Source organism: Gordonibacter sp. RACS_AR49 (genome assembly GCF_030418435.1).
Taxonomy (GTDB): Bacteria; Actinomycetota; Coriobacteriia; order Coriobacteriales; family Eggerthellaceae; genus Gordonibacter; species Gordonibacter urolithinfaciens.
This window is the reverse complement of the sequence record NZ_JAIUDM010000002.1, coordinates 545,307-569,275: the sequence shown is the minus strand read 5'-3', so window position 1 is coordinate 569,275 and position 23,969 is coordinate 545,307. Positions and strand designations below refer to the sequence as shown.

The following is a 23,969-nucleotide window of genomic DNA, read 5'->3' as shown; positions in this document are numbered from 1 at the left end:
CCCCGATGCCTCCAAAAGTGCTCACTTCTGACGAGGTTCTGACACGTGCGGGTTTTTCTCAGGAGCGCACCTCGCAATGTCCGGCTGCCGGTGCTTTGCGGCGCAGACCCGTCGGAGAGGGGCACGTGGAGCGTGCGAAGCCATGCGAACCTTGCAGAAAGACGGCGTGGACCTTGCAGGAACCTTGCACGTTTCAAGCGCGGATCTTGCGGGAATCCAGCGGGAACCTTGCACGGTTCCAGCACGGTTCCAGCACGGCAAAATTGATATTTTATCTGGTATTACTCCATGTTACACTGCCGCCATGAGAACGATCGTCTCCCACATATCGGCAATGGAGTTCTGGCGTTCGGCCCTAAGCGACACGGGGTCGGCGCGCGATCTATGCCGCGCCCGGGAGCTGCCCTCGGAGGCGGGATCAGCCCGAGATATGCGCGACCATCCCCTCATTCGCTGCGGAGTCCTGTCGCTGCCCGTCCACGTCCTCGCGCTCGAAGGCCGAAGAAGCGGCGCGGCGCTCGCCATCCACAAGTCGACGCCCTTACCCGAGGGGTCGTTGCGCCTTGTTGCGATTCCCGGATTCGGCGAGCCCCTCTTCGTGACCAGCCCCGAGCTGACCCTCGTCCATGCGGCGCTCATGACGAGCCTCCCACGAACCGCCCACCTCGGATACGAGTTCTGCGGCACGTTCGCGCCCGACGAGAGCCGCCCCTACGGATCGAGGGCCAGAAAACCGCTCACTTCGCCGGAGAAAATAGCCTCCTACCTGCGAAAACTCGACGGCGTTCGAGGAGCGAAAGCCCTGCGCGCAGCCCTCCCCCACATCATGGAGGGCTCAGCCTCGCCGCGCGAATCAACGCTGGCCGAGCTCGTGACCCTTCCCTTTCTGCGCTGAGGAAGCGGCATCAAGCACCCCTTGATGAACGCTGTCGTCCCCATACCTGCGCGCAGCCGCTGGGTCACCGGCCGCTCGCATTTGCGCTGCGACCTGCTCTGGCCCGATGAGCGTGTGGCCGTGGAGTACGACAGCACGCTCTGCCACACCGGAGCCGAGCGCATCGCCGAGGACGCCGCCCGCAAGAACGCGCTCGAGGCACTCGGATTCACGGTGGTGACCGCCACCTGGAAACAGGTGGAAACTACCAGGAGTACAACCGGTTCGTCAAGGCACTGGCGAAGCTCCTCGGCACGAGGGTCAGGCCCGTCTGCTCCGACTACCCCGCGCGCCAGTTCGCCCTCCGAAGGGAGCTGCTCGGCTGAGCGCAATCCGCCTCGCGCGCGGCGATTCGCCACGTTCGCGGCAGAAAATGACGTTAGTTTATCATCGGCTTTTTACGGTCAGGCACACCGGTTTGAGAGACAGGTACATGACCTGGCCCTTTGCGAATGCCCTTCGAGAAGGAGCCTTCAGCAGCCGGCTTCCGGCATCTCGAATGATCAACTATCGTCAAAACCTGCCACGAAACCGGGTTTCCCGTGCGCTGGGGCGCCTTAGACGCAAGAAGGCCGCCCGAGCGGGTGCGAGGGCGGCCTTCGTTGGGAGCGTGCTTTTGCCGGGACGCTAGTACAGCTTCGCGCCGGCGGGGATGCGGTCGTCCACCATGAGCAGGTTCAGGCACTCCTCGGGCTGGCCGTCCTCGCCGGGCTCCTCGTGGATGGCCGAGAGCAGCATGCCGCACGAGTCGACGCCCATCATCTTGCGCGGCGGGAGGTTGGTGATGGCGATGAGCGTGCGGCCCACCAGCTCCTCAGGCTCGTAGTAGGCGTGGATGCCGGACAGGATGACGCGCTCGACGCCCGTGCCGTCGTCGAGCGTGAACTGCAAGAGCTTCTTGCTCTTGGGAACAGCTGCGCACTCCTTCACCTTCACGGCGCGGAAGTCCGACTTGCTGAACGTGTCGAAATCGACCTCGTCCTCGAACAGCGGCTCGACGACCACCTTCGAGAAGTCGATGGGCGCGGCCACAGGAGCGTCGACGGCGGCAGACGGCGCATCGGCGCGCTGACGCCCGCCTGCGGGAGCCTCGTCCCTCATATGCGGGAACAGCAGCACGTCGCGGATGGACGGGGCGTCGGTGAGCAGCATGACCAGGCGGTCGATGCCGATGCCGCAGCCGCCCGCCGGGGGCATGCCGTACTCGAGCGCGCGCACGTAGTCGTCGTCGTAGCCCATGGCCTCGTCGTCGCCCAGGTCCTTCGCCTCCACCTGCTTGCGGAAACGCTCGGCCTGGTCCACCGGGTCATTCAGCTCGCCAAAGGCGTTGGCGTACTCGTGGCCGCAGATGAACAGCTCGAAGCGCTCGGTGAGCTCGGGCTCGCCGGCCTTCTTCTTGGCGAGCGGGGACACCTCCAGGGGATGCTCCGTCACGAACGTGGGCTGGATGAGCTTCTCCTCGGCCACGGCCTCGAAGATCTCGGCGATGAGCTTGCCCTTGCCCCACGCGTCCTCGGCATGGCCGCCGTTGCGCTCGAGGATGGCCACCAGCTCCTCGCGGGTGCGCGCGAAGCTCACGTCCTCCCCCGCGCCCTCGCTGGCCAGCTCGATCATAGTGGCGCGGCGCCACGTGCCGCCCAGGTCCACCTGCTGGCCCTGGTACTCAACCTGCGTGGTGCCGCATGCGGCCAGCGCCGCGGCCTGCACGACGCCCTGCGTGAGCTCCATCATGCCCTCCAGGTCGGAGAACGCCTGGTAGAACTCCATGGTGGTGAATTCGGGGTTGTGGTAGGGGTCCATGCCCTCGTTGCGGAACTGCCGGCCGATCTCGAACACCTTCTCGAAGCCGCCCACGATGAGGCGCTTGAGGTGCAGCTCGGTGGCGATGCGCAGGTAGAAGTCCTTGTCGAGCGCGTTGTGGTGCGTGACGAAGGGGCGCGCGTTCGCGCCGCCGAGGATGGGGTGCAGGATGGGCGTCTCCACCTCGAAGTAGCCGTGGTCCTCCATAAAGCGGCGGATGGCTGCCACGATCTTGAAGCGCTTCGTGAACGTGTCCTTCACCTCGGGGTTCATGACCAGGTCGACGTAGCGCTGGCGATAGCGCGTCTCCTTGTCGGCCAGGCCGTGGAACTTCTCGGGCAAGGGGCGCAGGCTCTTGGACAGCAGCTCGAAGGACTCGACCGCCACGGAGAGCTGGCCGCGCTTCGTGCGCATCATGGTGCCGACGACGCCGATCCAGTCGCCCACGTCGAGGTCCTTGAGCTCGGCGAACGATTCCTCGCCCAGCGCGTTGATACGGCAGAACAGCTGCATGTCGCCCGTCGAGTCGCGCAGCTCGAGGAAGGCGAGCTTGCCCTGGTCGCGCTTGGCCATGATGCGGCCAGCGACCTTCACCTCGTCTGAGGTGGATGCGCCGTCCTCGAGGCCCTCGTACTGGGCGGCCAGGTCGGCCAGGTGGTGCGAGTAGTGATAAGCGTGGCCGTACGGGTCGCGTCCCGCCGCGATGAGCGCCTCGCGCTTCGCGCGGCGCACCGCGATGGGATCGTCCTCGATGACCTGCCCGTTGCCCGTCGTGTCGTTGGTGTCGCTCATAGTTCGGTGCCCCTCAATCTCGTCCAGCTCGCAGAGCGGGCTCGCCCATCAGGGCCGAGCCCTTCGCGCGAAGCGCGAAAACCAACCGCGCAGGTTGGCGTAGTAAGTCAGCGAGACCCGCCCTCGTGCCCGAGATTCGGGGGATGGCGCGGGCGCCGCGTACTTCGGTACGCAAGCCCGCGGCATCGCACGAAGATCGGGTGCGAGGGCGGGTCGCAGCGTCGGCGGATTCCGGCGGCCGCCAGGCCGACGAAACCGGAACCGCAGTCGTCGGCGGGTTCCGGCGGCCGCCAGGCCGACGGAACTTCCTAATGCTCGATCTTCAGAATCACCATGGAGATGTCGCGGCCGGTCGGGCCCGTAGTCTCCACCTTGTCGCCCTTCTTGTGGCCCAAGAGCGCTGCACCCACCGGCGACTCGTTGCTGATCTTGCCGGCGGCCGCGTCGCTCTCGGCACCGCCCACGATGGTGAAGACGCGCTCCTTGCCCCCCATGTCCACCGTGACCATGGAGCCGATGTTCACCTTGCTGGAACGCTTCGGCGTGCTCACGACGGTGGCCTCGGACAGGATGCGGCTGATCTCGGCGATGCGCGCCTCCATCATGCCCTGCTCGTTCTTGGCATCGTCGTACTCAGAGTTCTCCGAGATATCGCCGAACTCGCGCGCCACCTTGATGCGCTCGCCGATCTCGGCGCGCTTCTCGGTCTCGAGGTAGTGCAGTTCCTCCTCGAGCTTTTCCTTGCCCTCCTGCGTGAGGATGAAGTTGTCGTTTGCCATGCTTCTCACCTGTCCGATACCTACAACAGGCACGCCCGATTGTCGGACGTGCGGCTTTTTCTCTCTGTACGTGAGTGCTCCGACGGAGTGTCGGCCGATATACAAAAAAGCGGTATGTGCCCGGCCGAGCCGTCTGCACATACCGCGAACCGATTCGCTAGCGCCAGGCTATTCGGCCTTCTTCTTCGCCGCCGTGGTCCTCTTCGCAGTCGTGGTAGCCTTCTTGGGGGCCGGCTTCTCTTCCTCGACCTCTTCGATGACTTCCTCGTCCTCGTCGTCGGCTTCCTCGATGGCCTTGCCGCCGCCCATGCCCTCGCGCAGGTTCTTGACGGTCTTGCCGATCGCGCCGCCGAGCTTCGGGAGGTTCTTCGGCCCGAAGATCAGCAGGATGACTGCCAAGATGATCAGCAGCTCCGGCATGCCCATACCCAGGATTTTCATACGTTCCTCCAAGCTTGTCTTACGGGCCGCCACCGCAGCGCGCCCCGCCCACTCCAACGCCGTCAGAGTAGCACACACTATGCAAAAAAGGGATGCTCCTTGAAAGTTACATCCCTTTAGCTCCCTGGTCGGGTTGACAGGATTTGAACCTGCGGCCTCTGCGTCCCGAACGCAGCGCTCTACCAAGCTGAGCCACAACCCGTAAGCTGCTTGTTGCAGCGACGGTTATGATAGCACAATGTAATCGAAGGTAAAAGAAAATGTGGCAATATTTCCCCCTCCACGTCTTCTTCACCGGTGGTCGAGGCCGTTCGAAGCCGCTCCCTCCCCCGTAGGAGAGGCCGATGGATGCGCCCTGGGCGACAAAGCGCACCCGTCTAGAGCAAGGAGGGAGACGAAAGACGGCGCCTCACGCGCCTCCCTCGCCTTTCGCCTCCAGGTACGCGAGGGGCACGATCTTGGTCATGACCACGCCGTCGGACACCACGTCGCCCGCGTCGTCGTACGCCGCCACGTTCCAGTACTGCTTCACGGCACCGGTGCGCTCCGAGACCTCCTCGCGGTCGAGGTCGGCCACGCCGCGCAGCATGCCCTTCCTGCCACCCTTGCGATGGCGCACCCGCACGTCGACGCCGAAGGGGCGTTCGCGTTCGAAATCGGTGCCCTGCTCGGCACCGATGCTGGCCACCGTCTCCAAGAGCGCGATGGTTGCGCCGCCGTGCAGGTAGCCGTGCGGCTGGAGCACGTCGGGGGTGATGGGCATGGACGCCTCCACGTGGCGCTTGCCAGCAGAGACGGTCTCGATATGCAGCGTGTCGGTGAGGGCCATGGTGCTCCCTTCTAGCAGGACGTGCCGGCCAGCGTGCGGATGAGCTCCTGGATATCGGCGGGCACGGCCGGCGGCGTGGCGGCTGGCTTGCCTATGAGGTAGCCTTGCAGGTAGTCCACGCCCAGCCCGATGACGGCCTTGAGCTCGGAGGGCGTCTCCACGCCCTCGGCTATCACGCGTATGCCGCGGTCATGCGCGTAGCCTATGAGATTGCGGGCGATGTCCTGGTGGTCGCGCGCAACGTCGATGCCGCTCACGATGCCCATGTCCAGCTTCACGAAGTCGGCGTGGTAGTCGAGCAGCGACGTCTCGCCGTTGTAGCCGCTGCCGAAATCGTCGATAGCGAGCCGCGCACCCCAGCGCCGTGCGAGGCCCTCCTTGTACAGCGACATCTCGCGGCTGTAGTCGCTCTCCGTGATCTCGATGACCAGGTGCTTGAGCAGGGGCCCGAACCGCTTCTGCAGCTCCACCTCGTCATCGGAGGACAGGCGCTGCGTGGCAATGCTGTTCACGAACAAGGTGGCCCCGCGAGCGGCGTCCCCGTGCTTGGCGAACGCCTCCAGGGCGCCGAAGAACGTGAGATGCTCCACCCGGTAGAGCTTCGACTGCGAGCGCGCGAGCAGCAGCACGCGGTCCGGCGTGGCGATGGAGGGAAGCTGCGGCCGCATGAGCGCCTCGTAGGCCACCGCCTCGCCCATGCGGGCGTCCACGATGGGCTGGAAGTAGTAGTCGATGAGGTTCTCGTCGAGCAGGCGGTTCAGGTCCTCCTTGTTGTTGAGGATGAACGCCCCCCGCTCGTGGCTCTTGCGGTCGAACCGCAAGAGCGCGCCCTTGCGGTGGTTCTTGGCCTCGTACATGGCGAAGTCGGCATATTCGCGCAGGTGGGAGAAATCCACCGCATCCTCGGGATAGAACGCCACGCCCACGGATGCGCGCACCTTGAGCACCGTGGCGTCAGGCGCCTCGAGCACGCTCGTGTCGAGCGCGCGCATGAACGAGTCGAACAGGCGGTATGCCCCGTCGGCGTCAGCGCAGCGGTCGACGAACACGAGGAACTCGTCGCCCGAGATGCGCGCGAAGAAGCCCTCGCCCTCGAACGTGCGCTCGATGACGCTGGCGGCGGCCTTGATGTAGTGGTCGCCCCAATCGTGGCCGTACGTGTCGTTGATGTACTTCAGATTGTCCAAGTCGAGCATGAGCATGGCGCCGAACGCCGGCGGGATGCCGGCCAGGCGCTCCGTGACGGCCTGCTCGAAAGCACGGCGGTTCAAGAGGCCTGTGAGCACGTCGTGGTCGCGCTCGTGCTCTATGCGGCGGCGTGTGGCTATCTCGTCGGTCACATCCTCCACCAGGCCGAACACCCGCGTTCCGTCATCGCTTTCCAACGTGACGATGCGAACCCAGCGCCGGCCGTCGACATCCGAGACGATCCAGCGACCGTCGGACTCTTGCTCGTAGCGCGGACGAAGCGACTGGAAAAGCCGCTCGAATGCTCCGAGCGGCACGGCGCCGCCGAGAGAACCCTCATGCGCGGAGCCTTGCTCGCCCGAGCCCGACGGGAGCACGAGCCCCATCGCATCGAAGAAGCCATCCGTATACGTGGCGACGGACGACGTGAAATTGCACTCGAACGCGGCAATGGAGCGATCGGACAGCTTGAGTATCTGGGACAGGCGCGAGGCGGCCGAGGCCACTTCGGAGCCCAGCAGCTCGATGGACTCGGACAGCTCGTCCACCTCCACGATGCCGGTGGGCGTGAACGAGATAGGCTGTTCGGGGCTTGCGGCACGCACCTCCCCCATCAGGTGGCGCAGGCGGGACGACGACAACCATGCCGTGAGCACGGCAACGACGATGCCCACCACGATGGAGGCCGCGAACACCTTCATGAGGTTCTCGGACAGAAGGTGCGCGGCGGAGAACAGGTCGTCCTCGCGCTCGAGCCCCACAAGAGCCCAATGCTCGGAGGCGAACGGCGACGTGCTGTCGTAGAGCTTGATCTCGGCCACACTGGCAGCGGCACGCGCGGCCGACGACGCGGCCTCCGACGGCTCCACCGTCATGCGCCCCTTCTCGTCGAGGGACGATTCGAACGAGCCGTCCTCCACGTAGAGGCTCTGCGATGCACCCGTGGCCGTGAGCACTTCGTAGGTGCGTGGTTGTCCGGCTGCCGGCGACACGCCGCCGTCGCGCGCAAAACCACCGTCCTCTCCCGTGACGGCCAGCAGATAGGAGCCGTTGCCCCCCTCGTTGAGGTCGAGGTACGGGAAGAAGGAGGCTATGCGATCGAGCCGCACTTCCACCCCCAACACGCCAACGACATTGCCTGCGGCGTCCCTCACCGGCTTGCTGTACGTGACGGACTGCGTGCCCGTCCATCCCAGGTCCACGGGGCGCCCCCAGTAACCCAGGTCGCTCGTGTCGGCGTCGGGGTACTGTTGGGCGGCACGCAGGGGACGATAGTAGAAAGCGCTCTGACCCTCGCCCTCGGCGGCGAGCGGAAACGCGGCCGACCACTGGCTGTCGAGCGCGATATCGAGCCGGCGGGCCACGCTGATGGGGCACGCCGCCAGCTGAAGGTCGGAGCCGTTCGCCACGTCCACTTTGGGGTTCGCGTCGCGGATGTAGAGCGCCGGATGACCGTCCCCCTCGGAGGAGGGGTCGACCGCGCCGTCCGCGAGCACGAGGTAAACGCCGTCCACCTCGGCACGGCGGGCGAACGACAGCAGGTCGTCGGCCGATGCGTCGATGACGGCAAGCGAGAGGTCGGATCCCGTGGCGATGTCGGTCGCCGACGCACCGTGCGCGGCGAGGGCTGAATCGATATCGCCGCCCACGTCGTCCACGACCACGTCGAAATCCGACCAACGGAATATCATGTCGTTCTCAAGATAGCCTGCCCGGCTCGATACGCGCTCGGAAAACAGGTCGTAGGCATCCGTCTCCATCTGCTCGAGCGTTTCGCTGCCCGCAAGCACGGCCACGCACATGACGCCCTGGATGGCGAGGGCGATGCAGAAGGGCACCACGACGAGGACCTTGAACGTCAGTCCGCGCCGCGCGCCCCGCTTTTTTCCCGTTTCCAGGCCCATGCCGCCGTCGTTTTCCCTTCTCCGGCCCTCGCCGAAGGCGTTTTGGCTAGGCCATTGCCGCTTCGAGCGACGCGGTCAGGTCGGCCAGCCAGGAGTCGAACACCGCATCCTCCAGGTACGGCGCCACGGCCTCCTCGGGCGTCGCGCCGCCCTCGATGGCGGCCGTCACGGCCGCGCGGTCGGCCACGGCCTTGTCGGACAGCGCCTTCTCCAGCACGGCGCGCGCCTCCACACCGCCCTTGAACGGCGGGTTGGCGTACACGCCCGCCTCGATGGTATCGAGCGTGGCCGGTAGGTTCACCAGGTAGTTCTCGGATGCGCCCTCGACGGACTCGGCAGCCTTCTGCAGATTCTCGAGCGTAAGCGCGTCCTTCTTCACGGGCACGTAGCCGGCGCTGATGGAGAAGGCCGTGTTCTGCTCCTTGTCGGTGAACCACTTCAGGAACTCGACGCAGGCGGCTTCCTTCTTCTCGTCGGACTTCGTCACCACGAAGCCGGCGCCCTGCTGGGGCGCGCACGGCTTGCCGTCCTTGAACGTGGGGTTCGCCAACGCGGCCAGCTCGATGGGATAGCTCGTATTGTCGTCAACCGTCACGGTCTTCGGGAAGTACACCACCGAGGAGGACGAGCCCACATAGCAGACGAGGTCGCCCGTCTTAACGGCATCGGAGCGGAACTTGCCCTCGGCGGAAAACCAGCCCTGAACCATAGGCACATAGTAGTTGTCCCAGAGCTTCTTCATAGTGGCGCGGTCGAGGTCGAGCGCGCACACGCCTCCGTCGATGTCGAACACGTCATGGCCCAGCTGGCGCGAACCGGTGATCAGGTAGTTAGCCATGGCGTCGCGCCCGAAGAAAGGACGTCCATCGCCCGCGACGTCCGGCGTCTGGGCGTCGGTCCACTCGTAGTAGCGCTGCGCCACGGTCGTGACGCCCTCGATGGTGGAGAGCTCCTCGAGCGTCGAGCCGGTGGCGTCGGCGAACTTCTGCCAGTCGGTCAAGTTGACCTGCAACGTCTCGGTGGACTTGCCCACCGGGAACACCTTGAGGCTGCCGTCGCCGCCGATGTCGCCCTCTTCGATGAAGCTGTCAACGTACTGGGCCAACTCGTCGTCGGTCAGGTAGGCCGACAAGTCGGCCACGCGGCCGAGCCCATCGATGACCGAGGCGGTGTCGGAGTACGAGAGGAACGCATCGGGCATGGCCTCGGAGCCCACGAGCTCCTGCGCCGAGTCGGTGACGGCGGCGGCCAGGTCGTTCACGCCTCCCTGGCTGGAGCTGGTTACCACGACGCCCGTATCCTTGCCACGACCCGCGTTGAACTCCTTGACCAGATCCTCGAACGCCTGTTGCTGCGTGCCGTTGTAATACGTCCAGAGCTCCACCTGCACGGGATCGGCCGGGTCGAGCACCGACGCCTTGCCGGCTTCGAGCGCCGCACCCTGCCCACCGCCTGCGCATCCGGCACAGGCCAAGATCCCCGCCAGCGCGAACGTTGCGACGGCGCCGAAAAGCTTCCCACGTTCCATACTGCCCCCGTTCTGCAAGCGGGCCTGCGGCCCGCGATATGCTACCATCCCGCTATTCTATAGCATGGCGAACCCGCGCATGGCGTAAACCCTCGATTGGCGTAGTTTTTGAGGTTGGAAAACGTACAGCGCGCCGCGGACGGTCAGCGGCCGCGCGGCTCGGAGGAAGCGGGCGGCGCGCCAGCGGCCTGCTCCTGCGGCGAGCGGGCGGCGGGCCGTGCCTTGCCCGAGACGGGCGCGCCCTGCGCCTTCGCCTCGTCCAGGCGCCTGGCCTGTCCTTCGACGGTGCGCATGCGGTCGGACTTGCGGGCGGTGCGCACGGTCTTCTTCGCCTCCTGCTTGAAGGACTTCGTGGTCTGGATGAGGATGGCGCCCACCAAGAACGGGAACCAGAACACGATGCCGCGGTACACGAGCGCAATGGACAGGCCCGCCGCGCTCGACTCGCCGAACGACGTGAACGCCACCACCACGGCAGCCTCTACCACGCCCACGCCCTGCGGGGTGATCGATATCATGGCGAACAGCGTGGCCACCACGTAGCCGCAAACGAGCGCCTCGGGCACGGTGACGCCGAAGCCCACGCCCACAAGCGAGAAGCACGCGAGCTCGCACAGGGAGGCCACCACGGAGCAGCCGAACGCCTTGGCGGTGGCCTTCGGGTTGTGGGCGATGAGGCCGGCCGCGTCGGAGAACGAGCCCACCGTGCGCTCGACCCACGAGTCCAGCGGCGGCTTCTTGAAGCGCACGCGGATGCGGTCCACCAAGCGCTCGATGGGGCGCAGCGCGCGCAGCACGAGCGCCGGGCGCTTGCGGCCGAGCACCAGGATGAGCACCATGACCGTGACGAGCGCGATGACCAGCAGGCCCAGGAGGAACCACAGCGGCGAGAGCCCCACGGTGAACGCGAGGATGGCGAAGCCCACGAGCATGATGGTGGCGAAACCCGAGTCCACGGTGATCTGCATGAGCAGGGCTGCGCTCGTGGCGCGCCCCGGCGGGATGCCGCGGCGGCGCGCGTCGTCCACCACGAGCGTGGTGCCGGCGAGGTTGAGCGAGGGGGCGATGGTGTTCATGAAGAACGTGCCGAACACGAGCGGCAGCGTGGAACGCGGGTCCATGCGCTCGCCCACGGCCTCGAACGCGAACGAGTAGGCGAAGCTCTGCGCGAAGTACTTGCCCAGCTGCGTGCACAGGGCGGCGACGAGCGGGATCACCGACCCCTTCTTGATGGTCTCCACGAGTTCCACCAGCTGGTCGCCGCGCAGCAGCACCACGGCGAGCACGATGACGATGACGAGCCCGATGAGCAGGTTGCGCACGCTCAGCTTCAAGGCCTGCCCCCGTTCCGTCCCATAACGCCCCCGCCGCTAGCGGAGGAACTCTTTCAAGTCCGTGTTTTTAAGGAAATCGAGCTCGCCGGCCGTCTCGGCATCCGTTTCCAGGAACAGGAAGCCGTAGTTGCCCACGCGGCCCACGTCGAACGGGCGCAGCTCGAGCACGTGCGAGAAGCGGCTGCGCAGCGCATCGTAGTCGAAGCGCTCGTTGCCTTTCGCACCGGCAGGCGCGTTGAGCAGCGACATGGAGTAGACCTTGTCCTCCTTGCCGGCGAACGCCGCGCCGAAGTCGGGCTGGACGCCCTCGAGGAACGCCTCGTAGGTGCGGTAGCCGTACGCATACCAGCTGACGTCCGTGCCTCCCAGGCCTGCGAAGCGCAGGGGGTTGAACTCGATGGGGCACACGTGGCCCTCGTCCACGCGCACCTCCACGTGCACGGGGAAGTTGCGGGCGCCCACGAGCGCGTTCACCCGGTCGAGCCAGGCGGCGAACGCCGGGGCGTTGTCGCGCACGATGGCGGCGCTCGTCACGTACATGCGGTCGGACGTGTCCTCGGCCGAGGCGAAGTCGTGGCGCAGCACGTTCAGGATGCGCGCGCGGCCCTGCTCGTCGAAGTAGGCGTCGAGCGCGTATTCCGTGCCGTCGATGTAGCCCTCCAAGATGAACGATCCCGTGCCGATGACACTCTCGGGATAGAGGTCGTGCCAGCTCGCGGCGTTCTTCTGGATATCGGCCAGCGCACGCTCCCAGTCCTCGCGGTCTGCCACGGCGTACACGCCCACGCTGCAGAAGCCCACAGAGGGCTTGAGCACGAACGGAGCGGGCAGGCGGGAGAAATCCAACTTGAACAGCTCGTCGATGGAGCACGTCTTGAAGAACAGGTCGGGATCGAGGCCGGCCAGCGCGCGCCGCATGGCCGCCTTGTCCTTGAACAGGTCGATGGCACGCGCGAGGGACGTGTTGGCCGCATGGTCCGCGATCCATGCCAGCGCGTTCTCGGAGTTCGTGTACACGCGCTCGCCCGCATCGATACGGCGGGCGGCCTCGTCCTCTCCCACCAGGTTGAGACGGCGGCCCCCCGCGGCGAGCGCGGCGGCCACATCGTTGTCCAGCACGGGATGCTGCGACTGCTCCAGCCAATCGACCAGGGGGTCGGACACGTACGGCTCGTCGAGCACTATCATGGGCGTTGCTCCTCCTTCGCAGATGGTTCGTCTGCCAGTATACCCTCCTGCTCCACCTGCCGCATGAGCAGCGCGCCCTTTTCGGCCTGCTGTTCCCAACTTGTTTTGCGCGGCGGCTCGGCCGCCCTCGCGCCGCGCACGCCGCGCCCGGCGGGCGCGGCGTTGCGCAGGCGAGACCCCGGGCCGGCCGGCGCACCGGCTCGGGCGCCGACAAGCTCTTCGAGGTCGTCCGATCCGGTATCGGGCGCGCCGACCGCGGCGTCGCGGCGAGCGCGGCGCTCGGCGCGCCAACGGCGGAACCGGGCCACGTTATCGCCGAACTCGCGGGCGATGCGCGCCGCGTCGCCCTTCAGCACCACGGGCCGGTCGAACGCGGAGCGCTTCCAGAACAGCCACACCACCAGCACGACGGCAGCCACGGCCACCTGCCACGTGTTCACATAAAGGAACTCGGCACCGGCCAGCAGCACGAGGGCGCCGATGGTGAGCGCCCACGCCGTGCGAAAGCGCAGGATGAGGCCCACCGCCAGCACGACGAGCACCGCGCTTCCCGCGATGAGCGCCGGGCCGATGAGCACGCCGCCGATGTTCACCCACTCCGTGAGCACGGTGAACGGCTCGAACGACTTGGGGATGAGGGCCAGGCCCAGGTTCACCAGACCCACCACCAGCACGAGCGTGCCGGATATCCAGGCGAGGTCCTTCGCGCGCTGCTCCTCGGAGGGGTTCTTCTTGTCGGCGAAGAAGCCGGACTGGGACAGCAGCACGGCGCCGATGCAGAAGGGCATCCAGAACATGATGCCGCGGTACACGAGCGCGATGGCCGTGGCCGTGGCGAGCGAGCACCCATGGGCCGTGAGGATGGCCGCGATGGCGGCCTCCACCACGCCGACGCCTTGCGGCGTGGGGCTCAGTATCACCGAGATGGCCGCCACCGCGAACGCCGCCACGAGTGCGGTGACGTGGGTGAAGCCGAACGCGTAGCCGATGGCCACGAGGCACGCCATGTTGAGGATGGCCGAGAACGACGCATAGGCCACGGTGACGAGCGTGCCCTGCGGGTTCTTCGCCAAGATGGACGCCGACGAGATGAACGAGCCGGCCGTCTTGCGGCCCCAACCGGGCTTGAGGTGCCTTTTCAGCAGGCCGAGCAGCTTGTTGATGAGCGACTCGAGGCCCAAAAACAGCCGGAACAGGATGCGCGGCTTGCGGTAGCCCGCCACGAACATGCTGGACAGCACGGCCAGCACGGCCGCAAGCGCAAGGCCCCCCACGAGGAAGAGCGTGTTCATGGAGCCGGACACAAGCATGGTGACGAAACCGATGACCGAGATCACGAGGATGGCGGCGAAGTAGCCGATCTGCGAGAGGATGGCGCCCGAGGTGGCCTGGCCGGCGTCACAGCCCCTCCGGTGCGCATCGTCGATGATGAACGCCACGCCCGTCGCGCCCGAGAACAGGCAGAACGTATTGATGAACACGAGCGAGAAGATGAGCACGACGTTGTGCCAGAAACCGGTTTTATGCCCGACGGCCTCGAACGCCGCGTCGTAGGAGGCCGCTTGCACCAGGTGGCGGGCCAGCATCAGCACGCACGCCACCACGAGCGGCACGAGCGCGCCGGTCTGGAGGATGGCGAGGAAGCTCGCCAGGTAGTCGGCGTTCGCGATGAGGAAGCACACCGCGACGATGCCGATAACGAGCAGCAGCGCTTTCTTCAACCGGACCCTTCCCGCGAACGTTTCCTAAAGCGGCTAGTATAGCACGAGGTCGTGGAGGGGAGGCCCTACGGCCGGGCGGCACGTTTGGCGGCGCGGTAGGCACGCAGGGCGTTGCGCAGGTTCACAGCGTCGAACAGCACGGCCGCGAGGAAGAAGACGGCCAAGCCGACGGTCACGGCGCCCTGGCGCGGTGCGATGAGGAACACGAAGGGGGCGCCCAGAAGCGCGATGGGCACGATGAAGCCGATGAGGCAGCTGCCCAGCCGCTTCCACAGGCCCCAGACGAGCGATATCATCACGTAGAAGAACAGGCCGGTGGCCACCGAGCCCAGCAGCGCGGCCACAGCGAGCACGGCCGCCTTGCCCGCCACGGCGAGCGCCTCGCTGCGCAGCGAGCGCACGGCCTCGGCCAACACCTGCTGCGGGGTCTTGCGCGGCTCGGCGGCGCGGAAGGGCGCGAAGGGGTCGAACGGGTCGAAGGGGCCGCCGACGCCAGGATCGCCGCCGGCCGTGCGGGTGCCATCCCAGGACGTCCACACATAGGTGGTGCGGCCGGGTGCGGGGCCCGTGCCTTGGCCCTGGCCGAACGGCGAGCCCTGGCCTCCCGCGAAGGGCCAGCCGGCGAACGGATCCTGGCCGGCCGTTCCGCCCGGCGCGGCGGACGATCCGGGGCGTCCGGGGTGCGCGTAGGGGTTGTTCGCGTAGGGACGCGGGTCGCGGCGGGGGTCGAACTCGGGGGTCCACGAACGGTTCAGCAGCACGTCGCGGGCTTCGTTGATGCGCTTCGTAAGCTCCTCGGCCTCGGCGCGCTCCGGCGAGTCCAGGGCGAACTTGTCCGGGTGATGCGCGATCACCAGCTTGCGGTGGGCCTGCTTGACCTCGTCGTCGGTGGCGCCGTCGACCAGCCCCAGGGTTTTGAGCGCTTCGGATTTCTTCATGGAGCCACTATACAAAACGGCAACGGCGGGGCGCGAGGCGAGGCGGGCGCGTTGCCGTCCCGTCAGACAAGAAACACATCATACGGCACCGGCATGCCGGAAGCGAACAGCCCGCGCAGGTTCTTCAAGTTCGGGCCCCCACGGACTTTTCTGCACAGTTTTTACCAGTTTTCTGCATGCTTGGAGCGCTTGCGGGGGCTTTTGCATCGTCGGCCTTATTGCGATCAGGAAAAACACCACCAATGAAGGCACCGCGATGCCGTCGAGGCATACAAATCGCCCCTCGAACTCCTCCTTCTGCAATAATCTGGTAAAAACTGTGCATCCAGACGCTTCTGGCACGCACAATAGCCATCGGTTCGCCGCATCAGCGATGCTCGCCCGCGCCCAAGCGCGAAGCAGCAGGGGCCGCCACGCCCACGAATTCCCCGACGAACTCTGGCGTCGCGACGCACGAGACAAGGACCTGGCCCCTTGTCCTCCCTCCCCTCTTATTGCAGAGCCTGTCTTGGTTCATTCCTCTTGGTGCGACCCTCGGCATGACCGGTTTTGGGGTCGATGCGCATGCCAACTTCGTCTGGCAAGCCGGCAGAAGCGGACAAGGCCGGCTGCTCGGCCGGCTGCTCGGCCGGCGGGTCGGGCGCCCTCTCGGACGGCGGGTCCTCCAGCACGCCGGTCAGGCGTTCCTTGAGCGTGAGCCTGCGCGGGGCGAAGGGGTGCGGAAGGGGCACGCCATGGCCGATGGAGCGCAGGGCGATGTCCCAGAGTGTGGGGCTGCCGCCACAGTAGAGGTAGCGCTTGCGCTGCTCGGGAAGCGCCGCCTCGTCCACGTGGCCCGCGGCGGCGAAGTCGTCGAGGATGCCGTCGGCCACCTGCTTGGCGCGGCCCTTGCGCCACGCCACTACGCCGTTCGCCACGAACACGCCCACCGTGTAGGGCAACACGAACGCCTTGATGAGCGCAACGAGGTCGTCCGAGCGGTATTGCGCGACGGCCTGCGCCTGGCTGCTGGCCACCCCGGCGTCGAGCCCCGCGCCCAGACGCCCCGCCGCCGCCTGCTCGGCCAGATGCTGTACGTCGGCCAGCCACACGCCCGCGAACACGATGACGGCCGCACCGAATGCGGCCGCGGCCACGCCGATGCCCTTGAGCCAGCGCGACACGCTGCGCAGCCAGTAGAGCGGCACCGAGTAGGTATACAGCAGCAACAGCAGCGCGGCTGCCACGATGGACACGCCGACGATGAGGGTATCCTGCCGCAGGAAGTAGCCGACGGCCGCACCCAGGAGGCGCTGCATCTCGTAGAGCCAGGCGAACCCGCCTTGCAGCAGGCCCTCGGCCGGCACGCCGAAGCCCGCCAGCACGCCCATGGCCCACGACAGCAGGATGCTGGCCACCGCCACCACGATGAAGAACACCGGCAACGTGACGGCGATGCTGGTGAGGCCCCGCAGCACCGACGAGTCGAACCGCAGCGCCAGCGTGTAGAACAGCAGGAAGCCGCCCAGCAGCACCGCCGTGAACACCAGGTAGGGGGCGAGCACGCCGTCCTCGGCAAGGCTCGGGAACAGGGTCAGGGCTGCCCGCGCGGCGAGCAGCACGGCCACGCCCGCAGCGAGCGAGGCCGTGCCGAGCACCCGGGAGCGCTGCAGCAGATCGCGGCGTACGTCGAGCGTCGGGTGTCCCTCGCGGTTCTCCGCCACGCCCACGTAGCACAGCGAGGCGATGGCGCGCACGGCATGCGCGACCTTCGTCCCGACGGTCACCGCCACCGGGGCGAACAGCAGCAAACCGACCCAGGGCGGCAGCGCGAGGCCCACTGCCCCCGCGGCGAGGACCGCCGCCGCAACCCGGTACAGGCTGGCGAACGGCGCGCGCACCCAAGCGGCGAGACGGCGCGCCGAGGTGCGCAGCACGGACTTCATGGACGTTGCGATTCTGCTCATGGGCAGCAGTGTAGGATGGCCCGCCTGCAGGCACAAGCAACGAATGGGCCGCAGGTTGCCTTAGAAAGCCTTGATGGCGTCGCGGAGGAACTCGGCGGCGCCAGGGGCCCATGCCTCGTAGTAGGCCTTGAAGCGCTCGTCGGCCACGTACATCTCGGCGAGGCCCGCGTGCGCGGCCTTCGAGTACGTGCCGTCCTTCCAGAAAGCGCACAGCCATTGACGGTGCAGATCGGCCGCATGGCGCGCTTCCTTGCTTGCCGGGTCGCCCGTCTCCATCGCCGCCACGAGGACGTCCCTGATCTCCCGCTCCAGCTCCTGCGTGGCGCGGTACTGCTCCTCGGTCATGCCCATGAGCTTCGCGTTGCTCGCGTCGGCGGCATCGTCGCCCCAGCGCTCGCGCACCTCCTTGCCGTACTTCTTCTCGTTCTCGTCCACGAGGCCTTGCTTGAACGCCTCGAACTTCTCCTCGTCCTTCATCGGGCCATCTCCTTCCAGGCTGGCGAGCGTCTTCTCCACGCTCGCGATCAGTCCGTCGAGGCGCTCCTTGCGCGCGTGCAGCTCGCGCAGATGCCCGACCAGCGCATCGCGCGCGTCGAACGCCGGGTCGTCCAGCAGCCGCTTGATGTCCGCCAGCGGCATCTCGGCCTCGCGGTACAGCAGCACCTGCTGCAGCCGATCCACCTCGGCGGGCCCGTAGCGACGGTATCCGTTCGCCGCGCGCCCGGCCCGCACCAGCCCCAGCTCGTCGTAGTGGTGCAACGTGCGCACCGTGCACCCCGACAACGCCGCCAGCTCGTGCACCGTGTAGCCGCATTCCGCCCGCTCGCGCTCCATGGGCGCCTCCTTCCTTTCGCGATCGCATCGACAGCCTACACCCTCACGCAACGTCAGAGTCAAGCGAGAATAGATGACGTTTTCCCGTCTTTTCAAATACTTTATTGTAGATGGTATTATGTACTGAATTAAGCATGACGAAAGGAGCATTAGCCCGCCCTCGCCGCACCGCTTCCCATCATCAGGCCCATCACCGACCTGAGCACGCAGCTCAACGACGTGTGTACGCAGGCGACCGCCACCCAGGAGCCGGTCGTGCTCACGAAGAACGGCACGGCGTCCTACGTGCTCATGGACAGCGCCGCCTACGAGACGGCCGAGCGCCGCAACCGCGTCTACCTGGCCCTGCGCGAGGCCGAGATCGAGAAGCGCTACCGTCCCGGGGTCGTGCCGGCCGCGGAGTCTGACGCGAAGATGCGCGAGATCTTCGCCCTCTGGGGGCTCGACTACCAGCCGAGCGCGAGCTAGCCATGCTCGACCTCGCCTGGAGGCCCCGCGCCTATCTCGACCGCGAGTCCATCGCCATCTACCTGGGGGTCGAATGCGGCAACCTCCCTGCCGAGCTCGCAGCCGTCCAGCGCATCGATGCGGCCGTCGAACGTGCGCGCGCCCTGCCCCACGCTGGCGGCCGCTTCCGCATGGAAGGCCTGGACGCCAAGGGGTACCGCACCGTGCACGCGAACCCCTATACCGTGTACTACCGTTTCGACGATATGACGCTCGCCGTGTACCGCGTTCTGCACCAGCGACAGAACATCGACACGCATTCCCTCATCGATCTGCCGGAATGAATCCGTCCGCAGCGCGAGTACCGCTACAAAGAAGTCGGAGCAACGCCTCATTCCCCATAAGGCGCATCCGCCGAAACGCGCAGCGCCCGCAACGCAATCTGAACTGACAAGCGAACGTCAGGATCGTCCAAATCGGAGCCAAGGGTCTCCTTTATCTTCTCGAGACGATACAGCAGCGTGTTGCGATGGATATAGAACTCTCGAACGGTTTTCGCTATGTTGCGATCGTTGTCCAAAAACGTTTTGAGCAGATGAGCATCGCGCGTGCCCCGCTCTTTGTCGAGCTCGATAAGCTTCTGCACGCCATCCGGAACGATAGCGTCAACCGTCGATCCCTCTTCGCATCGAGCGATAAGGTAATCGACGACATAGTCCTCGAATCGATACGCCTCCGATGAAACATCCTCGATACGCCCCACCCGCTCTACAACAAGAGCCTGCCGATAGAAGTGCGCAAGGTTTCCAAATCCGAAAAACGACGAACTGAAAGAGACGATAGTGCCAAGATCCCGCACGTTGCGCAACACGTCGGCTATCACCTCGTCGCGCGTATGCGCACCCGCGCTAAGGTCGCACACGATTAGGGCCCTTCCGTCGAAGAAGCAATGCTGGCGAGAATCATCGTGAGCGGTAACGGCTATGGCCACCCGTGCAATAGCGCTGAATTTGCGATCGAGCTTCCGCTCCCTAAGCACAATGCAGAAAAACCTGTCGCTGTCGTGCCACCCCAGCTTTTCCATAACTGCAGCAATCCGGCCATCCGACACGGTTTCCCCCGAAAGCAGGCTCTGGCAAATCCGCACGAAACGAGTGCTCTGCCCGGCATCGCCGATGCCCGCGGTTTGCAGCCCTCTCGTCAAGCAATCACCAAGCACCTTCACCAGCACGTAGTCCTTTTTACGGAAGGGCCGCACTATGTCGTCGACGATCACGCGGGCAAGCAAAGTCCCGTTCACGCGGCAATTGTAAAGAAGGCTACGAAAAGACAGCGAGTGAACCGACAGCTTGCTCCAGGTATCGCCGGTAAACAAAACAGGGTCTTCGGCGTTTTCCAGCTTGGCGAAATCGGAGTTCTGATTGAACGCCATAGCGGTTTTCCTCGGAACGGAAAGACCGCCTTCCCCAACATGCTGCCCGTATACCTCTTCGCGGTAGATTCGAAAAGCCTCCGTTTCCTCCCCCGGGGAAGGCAGCGCGTAGAAAAAGGGGCGGTAGGAAACGTCCTGCGCTATGACGGGATTTCCAAAGATGCCCACAGAGCGCGCGCCTAGCATATCTATGGGCATGTGCTGGTCGACAAGGGCGTGAAGATCCTCTTCCCACGCGCGGTAACGATCGAACAGGCGAATCACCGCGTTCATTACGTCGACGGGTTCAACGTCCGCTTCGGAATGCAGCAGGTTCAGCGCAGCATCTTTCCACGCTTTCGGCGCGGATCCCAGACACAGAAAAGAAGCCTTCGTGGACTTGGGAGGATGCAAGGCCAGCGTCGATGCGCTCACAACGTACATGACCCCTTCGTCAAGATGCCCCGGAAGCTCATCCACGAACTGGGCGATGCGACATCGCGCCACCGTCGGGGGGTCGACGGGGGTGCCCTCGAACCGCAATTCAGGTAAGTCCTCCTGCACGAAATAAAGATTCAGCTTCATACCGGCTTGTCCCCTGTCATCTTGGCCGCTTCCCGCAAGAACGATCGTTCCCCCGCTCTTAATTTTATATGTACATAATATATGAATAAGTACCGCAGATACCAACACTTTATCAATTGTCACTCACCAATATAGCTGTATAAAATGCACAAATAATGCGTCTGATAGTCCTACACACTGAAAAGGAGGAGGGTGCGTTATGACGAAGTTCGCGAAGTCAGATCTCAAGTTCGTAGACTACGAAAAACCCTGGAGGTACGAGGAAGACGGTCTTACCGTCACAAGGGGAAGTGCGTGGTCCGGCCCGGGATGCCACCTTGGCTGCGGCGTGCTCCTGCACACCGATCAAGACGGAAAACTGGTCAAGTGCGAAGGCGATCCGGAAAACCCGTTCAACCAAGGGCGCCTGTGCATGCGCTGCCTGAACATCCAGGAAGTGACGTACCATGAAAAGCGCATCACCTACCCCATGATGCGAGATCCGAAGGACCGCGGCAAGGACACCTGGCGACGCGTGTCTTGGGAGGAAGCCCTCGACTACGTAGCCGACAAGTTCCTTGACATAAAAGAGAAGTACGGCGCCGAAAGCGTAATCTTCGCACAGGGCACCGGACGCGACATCGGCCCCGCAATCACGCGCCTGGCCTGGTCTTACGGTTCTCCGAACTACACGTGCATCCTCTCGGGCCTGGCCTGCTTCCTTCCGCGCATCGCCGGTATGGCCCTGACCACGGGGACGTACATGGTAGCCGATGCATCCCAGGGATGGACCGACCGCTACGACAACCCCGCATACGAGGTCCCCGAAGTCCTCGTGGTCTGGGGCAACTACCCCTTGGTCGCCAACAACGAAGGTTGGTACGGGCACTGGGTGGTCGACATGATGAAGCGCGGCACCAAGATCATCGACATCGACCCCAAAGTCACCTGGCTCTCGTGCAATTCGGCTCAGCACCTTCGAATCCGCCCCGGAACCGACGCCGCTCTCGCCTTGGGCATCCTCAATATCCTCTTCGAAGAAGACCTCTGCGACAACGACTTCGTCGACAAGTGGTGCTACGGATTCGATGAGCTCAAGGCACGCGCCGCCGAATACCCCGTCAGCCGCGTAGCCGAGATCACGTGGGTTCCCGAAGAGAACATCATCGAAGCCGCACGCATGATCGGCAAGGCGAAAACAGCATCTTTGCAGTGGGGCCTCGCGGTCGACATGACCAAGGAATCCCTGCCCGCAAGCCAGGCTATCGCCTCCATTTTCATGGTCACGGGCAACATCGACGTACCGGGCGGCATCATCCCCACGATATCCATCCTCAGCTACGCATCCGGCTGGGGCGGAGAGCTTATCAGCGACGAGCAAAAAGCCAAGCGCATCGGCCTGGGCAACTACCCCATCCTCCAAGCAGGATTCCAGATGTCGCAAGCCGACGAGCTCATCGAAACGATGGAAAGCGGCGAACCGTACGAGATTCACGGTTCCTGGCTGCAGCAGACCAACATCCTGGCATGCATCGCCGCCGATCCGGAGCGTACTCATAAGGCGTTCGAGAAGCTGGACATCAACGTCTCCGTCGACCTGTTCATGACGCCGACGGCGATGGCGCTGGCCGACGTGTTCCTTCCCGCCAACACGTTCCCCGAGCACGACAGCATTCGCTTGGGCGACGGCATCCAGCGCGGCGAGGTAATCTGCCAGGCCTGCAAACCGGTCGGCGAAAGCAAGTCCGACATGGAAATCAACCTGCTTCTTGGCAAAAGGCTCGCACCTGAAGCCTGGCCCTGGGAAACGCTGGAGGAAGTGTACGACGAGCTTTTGAAGCCCACGGGATTCACCTTCTCCGAGCTCAAGGAAGTCGCTCCCATCTTCCTTCCCCTAGAGTACCACCGCCACGAGAAGGGCCTGCTTCGCGAGGACGGGCAGCTGGGCTTCCCCACCCCGACCGGCAGACTCGAGCTCTACTCGACCATCTGCGAGTCGATGGGGTACGATCCGCTGCCGTACTTCGAGGAGCCCTCGCCCGGACCGGGTTCGACGCCTGACCTGATGGAAGAGTATCCGCTGGTTCTTACCACGGGCGCCCGCGTGTTCAACTCCTTCCATTCCGAGCATCGCATGATCGAGCGCAACCGCTCCTACACGCCCGACCCGACCATACAGGTTCACCCCGAACTTTGCGAGCGCTACGGCGTCGACGAGGGCGACTGGGTATGGGTCGAGAATCACCTGGGACGCGCCAAGCGACGCGTGAAGAAGACGCCCATCCTGGGCACGCGCATCGTCGCATGCGATCACGGCTGGTGGCTGCCTGAAAAAGACCCCGAGGATCTTTTCGATCTGTACGACGTTGCCATCAACAAGCTGCTCCCGTGGGGCGAATTCGGAAAGACCGGGTTCGGCGCAAACTACAAGACGAACATCTGCAAGATCTACAAAGTCAAGGAAGGTGAGTAACCATGGCTGAATACGGCATTCTGATCGATCCCGCATGGTGCACAGGCTGCCACTCCTGCGAAGTTGCCTGCCAGATGGAAAACGGCCTTCCCGCAGGTCAGTTCGGTATCAAGGTGAACGAGATAGGCCCTTGGGAGATCGCTCCCGACAAATGGCTGCTCTCCTACGCTCCGGCGTTCACCGACCAGTGCACCATGTGCCTGTTGCGCCGAAAGAAGGGCAAGGTTCCCTCCTGCGTGCATCACTGCCAAGCCAAGTGCCTCGAGTTCGGAACCATCGAGGAGCTCTCGAAGAAACTGTCCGATCACCCCAAGCAACTGCTTTGCTCCTTCGTCTAGAAGGGCGCGAGAAGAAAAAGGAGGACCGACGATATGTGCTTCAGGCCATCATCGCTCGATGTGAAGAAGAAATGCCCGTCCTGCGGGTCGCTCAACCCGTCCAAGAACGATACGTGCGAAAGCTGCGGATCCGAGCTTCCCGCTTCCGCAGCTCCCGGTGCCCCGGGCGCCCCTGGCGCTCCCAAAGCACCCGGCGCCCCGGGAGCGCCTGCAGCCCCTGGCGCGCCCGGCATCCCGGGAGCATCCAGTGCGTTGAAGACGTCGACCGCCTAGACGCCGCATGATCCGAAGCAGGCCGCATCGTTTTTGATGCGGCCTGCTTGCATGAAGCATCGTTCTCGCTTCGATTCTTTTCAACAGACAATTCCCTGCGCAATCGCCTATTCCCCGACATAAAAGAGCGCCTGTGTCCGAATGCGATTCATGCAGTCGAATGCCGGGCCATCAGCGTCAGCCCTTACATCATTTGCTACCGTTTCGACGACACGGCGCTCGCCGTGTACCGCATTCTGCACCAGCGACAGAACATCGACACCTACGCCCTTGTCGATCTGCCGGAATAGCGCTGCGCGACGCGTGA

General features: G+C 64.9%; 19 protein-coding genes and 1 tRNA gene. 6 read left to right on the top strand and 14 right to left on the bottom strand.

From position 1 onward, the window contains the following. Positions 1–142: 142 nt before the first annotated feature. Positions 143–895: a hypothetical protein gene (locus LB310_RS07070; RefSeq protein WP_301154763.1), complete on the top strand. Its 753-nt coding sequence runs from the start codon at positions 143–145 to the stop codon at positions 893–895. Positions 896–1,561: 666 nt separating this feature from the next. On the opposite strand, the gene lysS is transcribed toward LB310_RS07070, so the two are convergent. The 13 genes from lysS to LB310_RS07005 all read right to left on the bottom strand — a co-directional run bounded on the left by lysS (position 1,562) and on the right by LB310_RS07005 (position 18,156). After that, positions 1,562–3,526 (bottom strand): lysine--tRNA ligase, encoded by a 1,965-nt coding sequence (gene lysS, locus LB310_RS07065; RefSeq protein WP_301154762.1) that lies wholly within the window; start codon positions 3,524–3,526, stop codon positions 1,562–1,564. A 308-nt stretch (positions 3,527–3,834) separates the two neighbouring features. Beyond that, a complete protein-coding gene (greA, locus tag LB310_RS07060; RefSeq protein WP_087191547.1) occupies positions 3,835–4,305 on the bottom strand; it encodes a transcription elongation factor GreA in 471 nt (156 codons plus the stop codon). 168 nt (positions 4,306–4,473) lie between these two features. After that, complete coding sequence (gene tatA, locus LB310_RS07055) at positions 4,474–4,746, bottom strand: twin-arginine translocase TatA/TatE family subunit (RefSeq protein ID WP_301154761.1); 273 nt, start codon at positions 4,744–4,746, stop codon at positions 4,474–4,476. Between the two features lie 125 nt (positions 4,747–4,871). Continuing rightward, positions 4,872–4,948 (bottom strand) — tRNA-Pro (locus tag LB310_RS07050). A gap of 207 nt (positions 4,949–5,155) precedes the next feature. Then, positions 5,156–5,575 carry a PaaI family thioesterase gene (locus tag LB310_RS07045; protein WP_087191545.1) on the bottom strand — a complete coding sequence of 140 codons (420 nt, stop codon included), beginning with the start codon at positions 5,573–5,575 and terminating at the stop codon, positions 5,156–5,158. An 11-nt stretch (positions 5,576–5,586) separates the two neighbouring features. Continuing rightward, positions 5,587–8,667 (bottom strand): EAL domain-containing protein, encoded by a 3,081-nt coding sequence (locus LB310_RS07040; RefSeq protein WP_301154760.1) that lies wholly within the window; start codon positions 8,665–8,667, stop codon positions 5,587–5,589. Between the two features lie 46 nt (positions 8,668–8,713). Next, entirely contained in the window at positions 8,714–10,195 is a 1,482-nt protein-coding gene (locus LB310_RS07035) for an extracellular solute-binding protein (RefSeq protein ID WP_278806693.1), read from the bottom strand. A 143-nt stretch (positions 10,196–10,338) separates the two neighbouring features. Beyond that, on the bottom strand, positions 10,339–11,529 hold the full coding sequence (locus LB310_RS07030; RefSeq protein ID WP_301154759.1) for a lysylphosphatidylglycerol synthase transmembrane domain-containing protein: 1,191 nt from the start codon (positions 11,527–11,529) through the stop codon (positions 10,339–10,341). A gap of 36 nt (positions 11,530–11,565) precedes the next feature. Further along, on the bottom strand, positions 11,566–12,717 hold the full coding sequence (locus LB310_RS07025) for an ATP-grasp domain-containing protein (RefSeq protein ID WP_087191542.1): 1,152 nt from the start codon (positions 12,715–12,717) through the stop codon (positions 11,566–11,568). Further along, complete coding sequence (locus LB310_RS07020; RefSeq protein WP_301154758.1) at positions 12,714–14,438, bottom strand: lysylphosphatidylglycerol synthase transmembrane domain-containing protein; 1,725 nt, start codon at positions 14,436–14,438, stop codon at positions 12,714–12,716. The genes LB310_RS07025 and LB310_RS07020 overlap by 4 nt, the downstream gene beginning before the upstream one ends. Positions 14,439–14,503: 65 nt before the next feature. Then, positions 14,504–15,376, bottom strand: a complete 873-nt coding sequence (locus LB310_RS07015) for a DnaJ domain-containing protein (protein ID WP_157004884.1) — start codon at positions 15,374–15,376, stop codon at positions 14,504–14,506. A gap of 491 nt (positions 15,377–15,867) precedes the next feature. Next, a complete protein-coding gene (locus LB310_RS07010) occupies positions 15,868–17,322 on the bottom strand; it encodes a hypothetical protein (RefSeq protein WP_238386040.1) in 1,455 nt (484 codons plus the stop codon). 60 nt (positions 17,323–17,382) lie between these two features. Beyond that, positions 17,383–18,156 carry a MerR family transcriptional regulator gene (locus LB310_RS07005; protein WP_087191539.1) on the bottom strand — a complete coding sequence of 258 codons (774 nt, stop codon included), beginning with the start codon at positions 18,154–18,156 and terminating at the stop codon, positions 17,383–17,385. A 177-nt stretch (positions 18,157–18,333) separates the two neighbouring features. Here LB310_RS07005 and LB310_RS07000 point away from each other — a divergent pair, with 177 nt between their 5' ends. Then, the gene (locus tag LB310_RS07000; protein WP_087191538.1) at positions 18,334–18,624 is read left to right on the top strand and encodes a type II toxin-antitoxin system prevent-host-death family antitoxin; all 291 of its coding nucleotides are present in this window, start codon (positions 18,334–18,336) and stop codon (positions 18,622–18,624) included. Between the two features lie 2 nt (positions 18,625–18,626). After that, the gene (locus tag LB310_RS06995) at positions 18,627–18,947 is read left to right on the top strand and encodes a type II toxin-antitoxin system RelE/ParE family toxin (RefSeq protein WP_087191537.1); all 321 of its coding nucleotides are present in this window, start codon (positions 18,627–18,629) and stop codon (positions 18,945–18,947) included. 47 nt (positions 18,948–18,994) lie between these two features. On the opposite strand, the gene LB310_RS06990 is transcribed toward LB310_RS06995, so the two are convergent. Then, complete coding sequence (locus LB310_RS06990; RefSeq protein ID WP_301154757.1) at positions 18,995–20,599, bottom strand: CdaR family transcriptional regulator; 1,605 nt, start codon at positions 20,597–20,599, stop codon at positions 18,995–18,997. A 199-nt stretch (positions 20,600–20,798) separates the two neighbouring features. Between LB310_RS06990 and LB310_RS06985 the strand changes: the two genes are divergently transcribed. The 3 genes from LB310_RS06985 (at position 20,799) to LB310_RS06975 (ending at position 23,952) form a co-directional block, all read left to right on the top strand. Continuing rightward, positions 20,799–23,051: a molybdopterin-dependent oxidoreductase gene (locus tag LB310_RS06985; RefSeq protein WP_301154756.1), complete on the top strand. Its 2,253-nt coding sequence runs from the start codon at positions 20,799–20,801 to the stop codon at positions 23,049–23,051. Between the two features lie 2 nt (positions 23,052–23,053). Continuing rightward, positions 23,054–23,389, top strand: a complete 336-nt coding sequence (locus LB310_RS06980) for a 4Fe-4S dicluster domain-containing protein (RefSeq protein WP_114566578.1) — start codon at positions 23,054–23,056, stop codon at positions 23,387–23,389. Between the two features lie 320 nt (positions 23,390–23,709). Next, positions 23,710–23,952 carry a type II toxin-antitoxin system RelE/ParE family toxin gene (locus tag LB310_RS06975; RefSeq protein ID WP_157004888.1) on the top strand — a complete coding sequence of 81 codons (243 nt, stop codon included), beginning with the start codon at positions 23,710–23,712 and terminating at the stop codon, positions 23,950–23,952. Positions 23,953–23,969: the final 17 nt, after the last annotated feature.